This window comes from Acinetobacter harbinensis, assembly GCF_000816495.1.
Classification (GTDB): domain Bacteria; phylum Pseudomonadota; class Gammaproteobacteria; order Pseudomonadales; family Moraxellaceae; genus Acinetobacter; species Acinetobacter harbinensis.
Genome location: NZ_JXBK01000001.1, coordinates 1,998,533 through 2,012,375, shown reverse-complemented (window position 1 = coordinate 2,012,375; position 13,843 = coordinate 1,998,533). Strand labels below are relative to the sequence as shown.

Below are 13,843 nucleotides of genomic sequence, written 5' to 3'. Positions count from 1 at the left end.
TTGCAATAGATTAATTGTGGTGTGTTTTCTCAAGACTAAAGTTGCGCAATCGGCTAGTGTTTAACTTATTCTAAGTTGTTAAACTACAAATAATTAGATCGATTATGAGTGGTTTGGATGCACAAGAATATCTCGGGGACAATTTTTTATTCCTTGCTTTTTGCAATGGGCGGCGCACCGACCATCGCGATGCTGATTATTCAGGCTCAAACGAAAGACCCAAATATTATTTATGGGGTTTTTATTAGTTTAACGGTCATTATTGCCTGTATTTTAGTGCCGTTAATTTTAATTCAAAATGCATTTTTATTTTTCAAAAGAAAAGATGAGCTACTGGAGCAAAAGATTAAACCGCTTTGCCAAAGCTATTTAGTTTTAAATGCAATGTGCTTAATTTATTGGCTTAGTTTTCAGTTTCTTAAGTAGATTTATTTACATAAATGATATGATTGTGGATAGAATAATAATTTAAAGTACCCGAGCAATTATTTATAATTTATTGAAAGCTCATATTTATTCCAAGGCGGAGATTATAATGAACAACAAGCTGATTTTAACTATATGTGCAGCAAGTATGATGACCTTTTCGGGATGTACTACAGTCGCAGATATGGCAGGGGCAGACTCAGCGACATTAAATGCAGTGGCCGTACAAGGTTTTAATAAGACTGTTCAAGAAGCCAGTGCAAATAAAACACTGGATACTTCTTCAGCCACCTATAAACGAATTAATGCGGTCTTTATGCGTTTAAAACCGTATGCCGATCAAATCAATCAGACCGGTCAAAAATTTAACTGGCAATTGGCAGTATTAAAATCAGATCAAGTCAATGCCTATGTTGCACCGGGTGGTAAAGTGGTGTTCTACACCGGTATCGTTAATAAATTAAACTTAACGGATGCAGAGATTGCTGCGGTTATGGGGCATGAAATGGTGCATGCTTTAGAAGAGCATTCTAAACAAAAAATTGGTGCACAAGCCTTAACCAGTTTGGCTTTGAATATTGGTTTAAGTGCAGCCGGCAATAATGTGGGCCAGTTGGGAACTGCTGCAGCGCAATTGGGTAGCGAAATTGGCGTGGGTTTACCTTACTCGCGTAGTTTAGAAAGCCGCGCTGACCAAAATGGCTTGCTATTGATGGCGCGTGCTGGCTATAACCCGCAAGCCGCGATTACCTTGTGGGAAAAAATGAACAAATTAGACGGTGCAGGTGGTTCTGCATTCTTGTCTACTCACCCATCAAATAGTCAGCGTATTGAAGCGATGCGCAAAAACTTACCAGCAGCACAGGCAATTTATAACCAGCGTTAATCTTTAACGCTAAGCAATAAAAAAGGATGCTCTCAGGCATCCTTTTTTATTGCTTATTGATAATACCAAGTTGCTCTACTTGAAGGGTTACCTGTAAAAGACTTAAAGCAGTATTAAGACTGAATTTTGCGTATGTATCATACTAAACAGCAACAGTAACTTGACTCATGGTTAGGGTGCAGGGTTGGGTTGTTGCCGATGAATATCCTCAATGCCTTGTAACACATCGCTAGATAAATGGGTTTCAAACGCATCAATATTTTCTTTGAGTTGCGCTAGATTGGTGGCACCAATAATGGTACTGGTGACAAAAAATTGCTGTTTGATAAATCCCAAAGCCAATTGCGTAAGCGTTAAATCATGTTGTTCTGCCAATTGCGCATATTGTTCGGTTGCCCATTCACTTTGCGGATTGCTATAACGGCTAAAGCGTGAAAATAAGCTCACTCGTGCGTTTTCAGGACGTGCGCCATGGCGAAACTTTCCAGTCAAGTATCCAAAAGCCAATGGCGAATAAGCCAGTAAACCAACCTGTTCATGTTGAGCAATTTCTGACATGCCAATTTCATAGGTGCGATTTAATAAGTTATAGGGATTTTGTACGCTAACCAACTTCTCTAAACCCAATTTTTCGGCCAAATGCAAGAACTTCATCGTTCCCCATGGGGTTTCATTCGAGAGGCCAATATAGCGAATACGTCCTTTCTTAATTTCATCGCTGAGTGCGGTTAATGTTTCTTCTAGTGCAGTAATTTCTTGCTCATGCTGAGCCTCAGTATTGCCATAACCCAGTTTGCCAAAAAAATTAGTGGCACGTTGTGGCCAGTGTAATTGATATAGATCAATATAGTCGCTTTGTAGGCGTTGTAAGGAGCCATCAATTGCTGTGCTAATTTCATCTGCGGTAAAGCGGGTTTGTCCTGCACGAATGTGACTGCCGCCTTGTGACGGGCCTGCAATTTTTGAAGCAATAAAAAGTTGCTCACGTTGCCCGCGCTTGGCAATCCAATTCCCCAATATGCTCTCAGTTGCACCTTGCGTTTCAATTTTAGGTGGAACCGGATACATCTCGGCCGTATCCCAAAAATATAATCCTTGCGCTAAAGCATATTCGAGTTGTTCAAAGGCTTGTGCTTGATTATTTTGCTCACCAAAAGTCATGCTGCCTAAGCAAATTTCAGGCAATATAATGCCGGTATTTGCGAGTGGATTAAATTGCATCAGGCTTGATCCTTTAAGATTTATCATCTGATATTAACTGATTTATTTATTCAGGCAATTTTTAATCCGCGATAAGTTTTGAGAATCGTATTTGATCAATTATGGCTATAAAAAATTTAGAGATGAAAAAAGCAAACCCGAGGATTTGCTTTTTCATTATAGGATAGGAAATAAAAAATTATTCTTCATTATTATCGTCATCAGATGGCGTAGCGCTATCTTCGGTTGCAACATCAAACAGAAGAATGGCTTTACCGTCTGTTTCAATCATCCCTTGCTCTTCAAGCGTTTTTAAAACACGTCCAACCATTTCGCGTGAACACCCGACAATGCGACCAATTTCTTGACGCGTAATACGGATTTGTCGGCCATTGGGTAAAATCATCGCTTCAGGTTGAGAAGACAAATCAATTAAACAGCGTGCAATACGCCCCGAAACATCGACAAAAGCAAGGTCAGTAACTTTGCGGGTGGTATTTTTTAAGCGACGTACCAATTGCGCAAATACCGCATAGCTTAGATCAGGATATTGTTTGCTTAATTCATGAAAATTATCATACGTAATTTCTGCGATTTCACAGACGTCACGTGTACGAACTTCTGCAGTACGTTGTGGATTTTGCTCGAATAGACCCATTTCCCCAAAAAAGTCACCGGCATTTAAATACGTCACCACAATTTCACGATCATCATCTTCACGCAAAATAATAGAGACTGAACCTTTTAAAATTAAATAAAGTGATTTCGATTCAGTGCCAGCATCGATAATTGCAGTACGTTTTGGATAGCGATTAATATAAGCACGTTTTAATAACGCCTTTACTGACTCTGGCAGTTGACCAGGAGAAAGTGCGTCAGTGCTGAGTTGTGAAAAGTTTGCAGTCATGCTAACGGTTTCCGAATATGGATAAGTAAGAAGATCACAACAGATCTAAAAAATGAACTATGCACATAGAAGAGCTGAAATTCCTTATCAACTCCATTTATGTTAGTGTTACAAGCTAGGTGGTAAATTTATAGCTTTTTACAGGTAGTTGCAATGCAAACAAGTGTTCATTGGCTAGAGAATGTTGCTTTTGAAGCAAAATCGGAAAGTGGTCATCAAATCATCATGGATGGGGGTGAAGCCTATGGTGGTCAAAACCGTGGTCCACGTCCCATGGAGCTCATCTTAATGGGACTCGGTGGCTGTGCTTCCTTTGATATTGTGACCATCTTAAAGAAATCACGCCAAGATGTGACCGGTGTCGTCTGTCAGCTTAAAGCTGAGCGTGCCGAGAGTATCCCTGCTGTGTTTACCAAAATTCATTTACACTTCGTGGTGACAGGTCATGCAGTCAAAGAAAAACAGGTGGCCAAAGCCGTTGAGCTGTCTGCCGAGAAATATTGTTCCGCCAGTAAAATGTTGAGCGATGGTGGGGTCGAGATTACGCACGACTTTGAAATTATTGAAAGCGAAGCATAAAAAATAAAATGGCAATTTATGGATAGGTTGCCATTTTTTTTATCCATTTTTAATCGCGGTTATTTAAAAATTGGCTTGCCATAAATAATTAAACTGCGGTGATCATCAGATTTAATAAATTAAAAACAGCTAAGCTTTAAGTGATTAATTCAGCAGTGTTATGCAGCTGATAGCAGAAGCTAATTAGAATTGTGTTTGTGTAATTCAATTGATGCCCTTTAATTTAAAAATAGATGTAAATAAAGTTTGATACATAATCATGCAAATATAACTTGAAAAAATTGACAATAATACCCATATTATCACTAAGGTTTATGTTTAAGATAAACCACTTTACTTATTGAAAAATAAAATATTTTTTAAGAAATTGTGTTGAAAAATATCGAACCATTCCCATCTATTATCCAAATACAAAATTTGTTGTGAGGAAAATAAGAATGCGTTTTGAAAAATTTACAAATCGCCTACAGCAAGCGTTATCTGACGCTCAATCCTTAGCCATGGGTAAAGACAATACCGCAATTGAAGGTATTCATCTTTTATCTGTGCTGCTACAAGAACCTGCCAATGTCAGCTTGTTACAACAAGGCGGGGCGAATCTACGCGATTTACAAACCAAATTACAGAAAGCCTTAGACGATGCCGCGACGATTACCAATCCTACGGGTGATATCAATCTTAACCCTGAGGCAGTTCGTGCGCTAAATTTAGCAGATAGTTATGCGCAAAAAGCCGGTGATGAGTTTTTATCAACCGATTGGGTGGTTCTGGCACTTGCTGAAACGGGCACTACAAAAACACTTTTAACCAGTGTTGGTGTAACCGCAGATAAGCTGCGTAAAGCAATTGAGAATATAAGAGGTGGTGACAAAGTCATGGCAAATAATCATGAAGATCAACGTGATTCACTGAATAAATATACAGTTGATTTAACTGAGCTTGCTATGTCAGGTAAATTAGACCCTGTAATTGGCCGTGATGAAGAAATCCGTCGTACCATTCAAGTGCTCTCCCGTCGCACTAAAAATAATCCGGTACTGATTGGTGAGCCGGGCGTAGGTAAAACAGCCATTGTTGAAGGTTTGGCACAACGTATTGTGAATGGCGAAGTCCCTGAGGGTTTAAAAAGTAAACGTGTTCTATCTTTAGACTTGGGTTCATTGCTGGCGGGCGCTAAATATCGTGGTGAGTTTGAAGAGCGCTTAAAAGCCGTGCTCAAAGATCTGGCTAAATATGAAGGCGAGGTCATTCTGTTTATTGATGAGCTACATACCTTGGTTGGCGCAGGTAAAGGCGATGGCGCGATGGATGCAGGCAATATGCTCAAACCGGCTTTGGCCCGTGGTGAGCTGCACTGTGTCGGTGCAACCACATTGAATGAATATCGTCAATTTATTGAAAAAGATGCCGCCTTAGAGCGCCGTTTTCAAAAAGTATTGGTTGATGAGCCAAGCGTAGAAGACACCATTGCTATTTTACGGGGTTTAAAAGAAAAATATGCCACCCATCATGGCGTACAAATCTTAGACTCCGCCATTATTGCCGCGGCAAAAATGTCGCATCGTTATATCACAGATCGTCAACTGCCGGATAAAGCCATTGATTTAATTGATGAAGCTGCATCTCGAATTAAAATGGAAATTGACTCAAAGCCTGAGCCATTAGACCGTTTAGATCGTCGTTTAATTCAATTGAAAATGCAGTTAGAAGCAGTGAAACAAGATGCAGATTCGGTCAGTAAAGTTGAAGTCGATTATTTAGAAAATCAAATTGCAGAAGTGCAACGTGAATACAATGATTTAGAAGAAGTGTGGCGTGCAGAAAAAACTTTAGTTGAAGGCACCAATCAAGCACAGGTTGAATTAGACAAGGCTCGGACTGCATTTGAAAAAGCGCAACGTGAAGGTGATTTGGCCGAAGCCAGTCGTTTACAGTATGGGGTCATTCCTGAACTGCAAAAACGTCTAGAAAATGAAGAAGTGATTGAAGAGAACAGTGAAGAGCCAAAACTGATTCGAACCAAAGTGACTGAGAATGAAATTGCCGAGGTGGTCAGTGCCGCAACGGGCATTCCTGTCGCCAAAATGTTGCAAGGTGAGCGTGAAAAACTCCTGCACATGGAAGATTTCTTGCATAACCGCGTGGTGGGACAAGATGAAGCCGTGGTTGCTGTGTCCAATGCGGTACGTCGCTCACGGGCAGGCTTGTCTGATCCGAATCGTCCAAGTGGTTCGTTTTTATTCCTAGGGCCAACCGGTGTGGGTAAAACAGAATTGACCAAGGCATTGGCCAACTTCTTGTTTGATAGTGATGATGCCATGGTGCGTATTGATATGAGTGAGTTTATGGAGAAACACTCAATCAGTCGTTTGGTCGGTGCGCCGCCAGGATATGTGGGGTATGAAGAAGGTGGTGTGTTAACCGAAGCGGTGCGTCGCAAACCTTACAGCGTCATATTATTTGATGAAGTTGAGAAAGCTCATCCGGATGTGTTTAATATTTTACTACAAGTTTTAGATGATGGACGTTTAACTGACTCACAAGGGCGTGTGGTAGATTTTAAAAATACCGTGATTGTTTTAACCTCTAACCTTGGCTCACAAGATGTGCGTGAGTTGGGCGATAATGCCAGTGATGAAGATGTGCGTGCTGTGGTGATGGAAGCGGTATCGCAACATTTCCGCCCAGAATTTATTAACCGGATTGATGAGTTGGTGGTGTTCCATTCACTGAAAAAATCACAAATCCGTGGTATTGCTGACATTCAATTGGATCGTTTACGTGAGCGTTTAAGTGAAAAAGATATGCGCTTGACTGTGGATGACAGTGCTTTTGATCAATTGATTGATGCCGGTTTTGATCCGATTTATGGTGCGCGACCGCTGAAACGTGCCATTCAACAACGAGTTGAAAACACATTGGCACAAAAAATCCTCAGTGGAGAGTTCTTACCGGGTGATACCATTTTGATTAAAGGTGAGAATAGTCATCTGGAATTTGAGAAAATGAAATTAAATTAATTCAATTGAGTGAAATTTAGAAGATAAAAAAACCTAGCCAAGGCTAGGTTTTTTTATGTAGATCAATAAGCCAACAATCATCTTTAATAAAGAGCTTCATCCCTAAGGATATGCTCACAATGTTCTTTAAATTGGATGATGCTTAATTTTCCATGCTTTATGAATTCGAGTGTTACGTTTGAAGTCTAAACCAATGGTTTCACTGGTGATTTCTTCAATATCGAACATTGCTTGAACTTCTTCATCCATCTCAAAACCACGATAGTTGTTTGAGAAATACAATGTGCCTTCCGTGGTTAAACGGTTCATGGCGCGTTTTAGCAATGAATTGTGGTCACGTTGTACATCAAAAGTACCGTAGAATTTTTTCGAGTTTGAAAAGGTCGGTGGATCGATAAAGATCAAGTCATATTGTTCATGACCTTCTTTTAACCATTCAAAACAATCACTTGAGAAAAACTGATGTTGTTGATCTACATGATCGACGGTTAGACCATTAAGCACAAAGTTTTCTTTTGACCAATTTAAATAAGTATTGGATAAATCTACACTGGTCGTGCTCGCTGCACCGCCTAACGCTGCATGTACGCTGGCAGTTGAGGTATAGCTATATAGATTTAAGAAATGCTTACCTTTGGCTTCAGCGGCGATACGTAAACGCATTTGACGATGATCTAAGAACAAACCGGTATCTAAATAGTCGGTTAAGTTGACCAATAGCTTGGCTTTACCTTCTTGCACGATAAAACGTTTAGAGGCGGTACTTTGTTTTTCGTACTGAGTTTTACCTTCTTGACGTGCGCGCGTTTTGATAAAAATCACATCACGATTTAAACCAGTCACTGCACGAATAGAGGCCAAAGCCAGATTAAAACGTTTTTTGGCTTTTTCAGGATCAATCGTTTTTGGTGGTGCATATTCTTGTACATGTAAACGTTCGCCATACAAATCTACTGCAACATTAAAGTCGGGTAAATCGGCGTCATATAAACGTAAACAATGAATATTTTCTTTAACCGCCCACTTTTTCAAGGTTTGAATATTTTTTTGCAGACGATTGGTAAAGTCTTCAGCACCTTCAATGGCTTCAAACTGTTGCGGCTGCCATGTCGCTAGAAAAGGCTGGCTCGACGCTGCTGGTTTAATGGTACCAAAACGGATATAAATAGGCAGTTTACCGTTCATTAAGCGTAGCAATTGTGGCTCGCTAAAGGCCAGTACATCGGCTTGTTCAACTTGCGCGGCAATCACTGCGGCATATTGATTGGGGAAGTGTTTTTGTAAAAGTCCAGATAAACCCAAATACAAAGCACGACCTGAGGCTTTCTCACCTAAACGCTCACCATACGGTGGGTTTGTGACAATAAATGCGCTCTTGCCTTCATTTTGAAAATCGGGCCAGTCTGCCAGCGTACGCTCTTCAATTTTAATATGATCCATCAACGATTCAAAACCCGCCGCCAAGATATTTTGCTTGGTGGCTTTGACTGCTTCCCAATCTGCATCATAAGCATAGAATTGTGGCAGCGGTTGTTCTAAAGCGGTTTCATGACGTTCAAGCGCTTCAGTTTTAATGGACATCCATAAATCATGGTCATGTCCATTCCAACCGTTAAAGCCAAAACGACGTACTAAGCCGGGTGCGCGATCGGTGAACATCATTAATGATTCAATGATGAAGGTTCCTGAACCACACATTGGATCTAAAATCACTTCTGGATTGCGTTCAAGTAATTTGGCTTTTTGTAAAATTGCCGCCGCTAAATTTTCTTTAATGGGTGCATCGGTCATAAAGTGACGATAGCCACGTTTATGTAAAGAGTCACCAGATAAATCTAAGCAGTAGGTATGTTCGGTTTTTCCGGCCAATACATATAAAGTGATTTCAGGTTGTTTAATATCCACGCTAGGACGTTTGCCTACCGCTTCCATAAAGGAATCGACCACACCATCTTTAACGCGCAAAGTTGCAAACTGACTGTTTACTTTAATATCACGTTCGACGTGTAAACGCACAGCAAAGGTACTTTGTGGAGCAAAAATCAGCGACCAATCAAAGTTCATTGCACCTTCATACAACTCTTCTGCCACGTCACGCGCATCATGCGTAAAGTCTAATTGATGCGTATGAATAGGCGTCAGCACACGTGAGGCTAAACGTGACCACATACAAATTCGGTATGCATTTTCTAGCGTGCCTTGGAAAACTAAACGTCCTGGAAAGCGTTCAATATTCTGAACACCTAAACCTTCTACTTCTTCTTGGAGTAAGGTTTCAAGTCCATCTGCACAGGTAACCCAATATGTAGAAAGACGTAGTTTCAAATTCATGCAAATTTCCAAAAGCAGCTAAGCAATCGCGTATTTTAACGTATTTTAGTGCCAAAGAGTTTTTAAATTATGCGAAAGCCAGAACAGTAGAGAAAATATTTTCTTTCGATCTGTAGCTATTCAGACAACTTGGGGTTATTGCAACACACCCTTTAAGTTTAGCTGTACATCCTTTCATCACAGTGCTTATTTTTAAACCATCTGTGTTTTTCGTCATCATTAGCGCAACTATATTATTTTAAATTTATGGCTGATGATGCCGGTTAAAATACTGACGTAACTAGATAAATAGTCATTCAATGTTGAGAACGGGAGATGCCCACTTGAAAGTAATTTCTGTATAATAGTTCAACTTAACTGAACGGGAATCTCTCATGCACTTGGCAGCAATGCATACTCCGAGCCAGATTCAACTTAATCAACAGGGCAATCTCAAACATTTCTTGACCATTGAAGGTCTTTCTAAAGAAACCCTGACCAAAATTCTGGATACCGCACAATCCTTTTTTAATGCGCAAAATCAGCTGATCACCACGCCTTTACTTGAAGGTCGTACCGTGATGAATCTATTCTTTGAAAATTCAACGCGCACACGTACCACCTTTGAAGCGGCGGCAAAACGTCTATCTGCCAACGTCATCAATATTGATATCGCACGTTCGAGTACCTCTAAAGGCGAAACATTACGCGATACTTTGTGGAATCTTGAGGCGATGGCAGCAGATATTTTTGTGGTACGTCACTCATCATCCGGCGCTGCGCATTTTATTGCTCAAAGCGTATGTCCGCACGTGGCCATTATTAATGCCGGTGATGGACGACACGCGCATCCAACACAAGCCATGTTAGATATGCTGACCATTCGCCATGAAACCAAAAAGCCCTTCGAAGAACTAAGTGTCGCTATTATTGGTGATATCAAACATTCACGCGTAGCACGCTCTGATGTGGCGGCTTTACAAACCTTAGGCTGTAAAGATATCCGTGTGATTGCGCCAAATACGTTGTTGCCTTGTGGTTTTGAGGAATATGGTGAAGAAGTCCGTCTGTTTAATAAAATGGAACAGGGCATTCAAGACTGCGATGTGATTATTACTTTACGCATTCAAAATGAACGTATTGATTCGCCGGCACTATCCTCGCAAGCGGAATTTTATAAAATGTATGGTCTCAATAAAGAACGCTTGGCCATGGCTAAACCGAGTTGTATCGTGATGCATCCGGGACCGATGAATCGTGGCGTTGAAATTGATTCCAGTATTGCGGATGGTCCCCAAGCGGTAATTTTACAGCAAGTGACCAACGGAATTGCGGTGCGTATGGCGGTGCTGGCTTTATCAATGCAAGGTCAGTTACAAGAAAAAGGTTTAATTGAAGCGATCGCAGGATAAGGTAAAGTCATGAGTAGTATCAAAATTGAAAATGTCCGCGTCTTAGATCCGATTCAGAACACGGACCGCATACAAACTGTTTTTATTGAAAATGGCAAATTGGTTGCGGCCAGTGATCAGGTCAGTGAAACCATTGATGGTCAAGGAAAGTGGTTAATGCCCACCATGGTGGATTTGTGCGCGCGTTTACGTGAACCGGGACAGCAGCAGCATGGCACCTTAAAAACGGAAGGTAAAGCTGCGCGTGAAAACGGCATTTTGCATGTTTTTACCCCGCCGGATTCAAAGCCAATTGTTCAAGACAATGGCGCGCTTATTCATGGTTTGGTTGAAAAAGCCATGCTGGATGGTGGTATTTATTTGCAAGTGATTGGCGCGCAAACTCAAGGTTTGCAAGGCAATCAACCTGCCAATATGGCCGGTCTTAAAAAAGGTGGTTGTAGTGCGGTGTCGAATGCCAATGCGCCGTTTGCCAATGACGATGTAGTACTGCGCACACTTGAATATGCCGCTGGCTTAGACATGATGGTGGTGTTTTATGCAGAAGAGCATCAAATAGCTAAAGATGGCTGTGCGCACGAAGGTTTTATTGCCTCACGTCAAGGCTTACCGATGATTCCGGCATTGGCAGAAACAGTGGCCATTGCTAAATATTTATTAATGATTGAAAGCACCGGCGTATGCGCACATTTTGGTTTGTTGTCCTGTGGTGCTTCAGTTGAATTGATTAAAATTGCCAAAGAAAAAGGGCTGTCTGTTACCGCCGATGTTGCGATGCATCAGCTACATTTAACCGAAAGCTTAACCGATGGCTTTAATGCTTTGGCACATGTTCGTCCACCATTACGCGCTGAAAAAGATAAACAGCTGTTACGCCAAGGCGTCAAAGATGGCGTGATTGATGCGATTTGTACGCATCATGAACCGCTCAGTAGTTCTGCTAAGTTGGCTCCGTTTGCTGAAACCGAACCGGGCATTACCGCTTTTGATACATATGTGGCACTGGGCATTCAGCTGATTAATGAGGGATTGCTTGAACCGTTACAGTGGGTTAAGACTGTGACACTTGCGCCGGCAAAAGTGGCTCAAATGGTTGAGCGTTGGACACAAGAAGCCGGTTGGGTATTGATAGATCCTGAGCTGGAATGGACGGTCAGTAAAAGCTCAATATTATCGCAGGGTAAAAATACACCCTTAATCAATCAAAAAGTCATGGGTAAAGTACTGCAAACTTTTAGTGCCTAAGCTTTTTCATTCGAATCTAAACAACAAAAAAGCCAACGATTGCTGGCTTTTTTGTGATGCTGTTGTTATTTTTGGTATTTTTTGTTTATAATTGTGTAAATAAATGGGGTTTATTTAATGATATTTAATAAAAAAATACTTTTCATACTTTCTTTGCTTGTGCCTTTAGTCGGCTGTAATAGCATTTTTACTAAACATGTTAAGTGTGATGATGAGGCTGCTACGGTATTAGTCACACAAGTTTTACAGAATGATTTAAATGAATTATTAGATAGTGAACTAAAAAATTTAATTAACAATGGCTCTATTAAAGATTTAGAACCCGCTAAATTGAAAATTTTAGCAAAGAATATACAGTTTACATTAACGGATAGCCGTACAGATTTTATTGATCCAAATAGCCCTAAAACAACGTGTTCAATGGATCTGGTTGTAACTATGCCTTCAGACTTAGTTAAAAGGTCAGATGAGGCACGAACAAAAGTTAATGTTGTTAGCGTAGATGCACATGCTAATGATTTAGGTGTTGATTATGAAAATAATAAAATCCATTTAATTTTAGAGTATGTTCTACAACCTACGGATAAAGGTGACAAAATTTTAGCTCTACTTAAAAACAGCTCTAACGTACAAACATTACTTTCAGAAACTTTGACTTATGCATTCTTAAAACCACAAATTGAAAAGAATCAGATTAAAAGCCTAGAAGCCAATCGAGTTGCTGCACAACCTGACTATGCTGTTTATACAGACGCTGATGAAACTGTAGATACAGAAGGCAATATGGTAGAAGCTGCTGCTTTGGCTGAAGAAGATTATAACTAGAGAGTATGAATAGTAATTATCAGACTTTTTTGATTCAGTCTTTTGTATCTGTCTTGCACTAACAGGCAGATGCAAAAGGCATAAATATAGATTCAAGATATCTATTTATTAAAAATAAAGATTCAATCAAATAGGGCAATTATGAAACTTAAATTATTGGCATTGATCAGCTGCGCTTTATCGCTTTCAGGTTGTGATCAAGTACAATCCATTACTGGGCAATCGGTTAAATGTGACAATGATACGGCCAAACAGTTGGTGGTAGAAAGTTTTAGTAAAACAGTCAGTGAGGTTGCTTCGCAGCGCGTCAAAGAGTTAATTGCGAGTGAAAACATTACCATCGATATGGGGAAGTTAAGAAGTACGTTACAGCAAATTACCTTTAATGTTAGTGATGTGCGCACCAACAACTCAGACCCGAACAGTAAAAAACAATATTGTGTGACTCAGTTTGTGGTTAAAATTCCTGATCAAATGGTCAAGGATGCAGATGCGGCTCGAGCTGTTTATGATGAAAATAATATTGCACAGGCGGCAGTATTGTCTGATTTATCCTTTGAAACTAATCAGCTGAAAAAAGAAATTGAATATTTGGTACAGCCTACCGATGATGGTAAAAAAGTGTATGTCACTTTAGAAAATCCAGATGTACTTGCGTATTTTGTCCGAGATATTGCGGTTGATTCATTGTTAAAAACAACGCGTCAAAATGCTGTAGAAGTTGCAAAGCAAGAAGAAATAAAACGTATTTCCGAGCAAGAAGCAGCAGCGCAAGAATATCAGTCAGTTCTGCTTTTGGAAGCTAAAACCAGCTTAGACCAAGCCAACGAAAATTTAAATTTAGTATGGAATGCGACCTCTAAAGAAATTAGAGCTCAGTTACTGGATGAGCAAAAAATTTGGTTGAAGAAGCGTGAACTTGAATGCAAATTAAGCAGTAATGAAACTGATAATCCTCAATTACATCGCTTCAATTGTGAAGCAAATATGACGACACAAAGAACATCAGAGCTGCGTCAAAAAATATATTATT

11 protein-coding genes are annotated in these 13,843 nt (G+C 40.2%); 8 read left to right on the top strand and 3 right to left on the bottom strand.

The window, feature by feature from the left end:
- The first annotated feature begins 117 nt into the window (after positions 1–117).
- Together SE27_RS09420 and SE27_RS09415 are read left to right on the top strand one after the other, a co-directional pair.
- Positions 118–426: a hypothetical protein gene (locus tag SE27_RS09420; protein WP_039622843.1), complete on the top strand. Its 309-nt coding sequence runs from the start codon at positions 118–120 to the stop codon at positions 424–426.
- Positions 427–535: 109 nt separating this feature from the next.
- On the top strand, positions 536–1,312 hold the full coding sequence (locus SE27_RS09415; RefSeq protein ID WP_039622841.1) for a M48 family metallopeptidase: 777 nt from the start codon (positions 536–538) through the stop codon (positions 1,310–1,312).
- A 171-nt stretch (positions 1,313–1,483) separates the two neighbouring features.
- Here SE27_RS09415 and SE27_RS09410 read toward each other — a convergent pair whose 3' ends face one another.
- Positions 1,484–2,533, bottom strand: coding sequence for an NADP(H)-dependent aldo-keto reductase (locus SE27_RS09410; protein WP_039622839.1), 1,050 nt, complete (start codon positions 2,531–2,533; stop codon positions 1,484–1,486).
- A 178-nt stretch (positions 2,534–2,711) separates the two neighbouring features.
- A complete protein-coding gene (gene crp, locus SE27_RS09405; protein WP_039622838.1) occupies positions 2,712–3,419 on the bottom strand; it encodes a cAMP-activated global transcriptional regulator CRP in 708 nt (235 codons plus the stop codon).
- Positions 3,420–3,572: 153 nt separating this feature from the next.
- On the opposite strand from crp, the gene SE27_RS09400 reads away from it, so the two are divergent.
- Positions 3,573–3,998 (top strand): OsmC family protein, encoded by a 426-nt coding sequence (locus SE27_RS09400; protein WP_039622836.1) that lies wholly within the window; start codon positions 3,573–3,575, stop codon positions 3,996–3,998.
- A 437-nt stretch (positions 3,999–4,435) separates the two neighbouring features.
- Positions 4,436–7,018, top strand: a complete 2,583-nt coding sequence (clpB, locus tag SE27_RS09395; protein ID WP_039622834.1) for an ATP-dependent chaperone ClpB — start codon at positions 4,436–4,438, stop codon at positions 7,016–7,018.
- A gap of 126 nt (positions 7,019–7,144) precedes the next feature.
- On the opposite strand, the gene rlmKL is transcribed toward clpB, so the two are convergent.
- Positions 7,145–9,349 carry a bifunctional 23S rRNA (guanine(2069)-N(7))-methyltransferase RlmK/23S rRNA (guanine(2445)-N(2))-methyltransferase RlmL gene (gene rlmKL, locus SE27_RS09390; protein WP_039622832.1) on the bottom strand — a complete coding sequence of 735 codons (2,205 nt, stop codon included), beginning with the start codon at positions 9,347–9,349 and terminating at the stop codon, positions 7,145–7,147.
- A gap of 374 nt (positions 9,350–9,723) precedes the next feature.
- On the opposite strand from rlmKL, the gene SE27_RS09385 reads away from it, so the two are divergent.
- The 4 genes from SE27_RS09385 to SE27_RS09370 all read left to right on the top strand — a co-directional run.
- Positions 9,724–10,740, top strand: coding sequence for an aspartate carbamoyltransferase catalytic subunit (locus tag SE27_RS09385; protein ID WP_039622831.1), 1,017 nt, complete (start codon positions 9,724–9,726; stop codon positions 10,738–10,740).
- 9 nt (positions 10,741–10,749) lie between these two features.
- A complete protein-coding gene (locus SE27_RS09380; protein ID WP_039622829.1) occupies positions 10,750–11,985 on the top strand; it encodes a dihydroorotase in 1,236 nt (411 codons plus the stop codon).
- 117 nt (positions 11,986–12,102) lie between these two features.
- Complete coding sequence (locus tag SE27_RS09375) at positions 12,103–12,810, top strand: hypothetical protein (protein WP_039622827.1); 708 nt, start codon at positions 12,103–12,105, stop codon at positions 12,808–12,810.
- A 141-nt stretch (positions 12,811–12,951) separates the two neighbouring features.
- The coding region (locus SE27_RS09370) for a lysozyme inhibitor LprI family protein (protein WP_052251725.1) at positions 12,952–13,843 on the top strand (892 nt) is incomplete at its 3' end.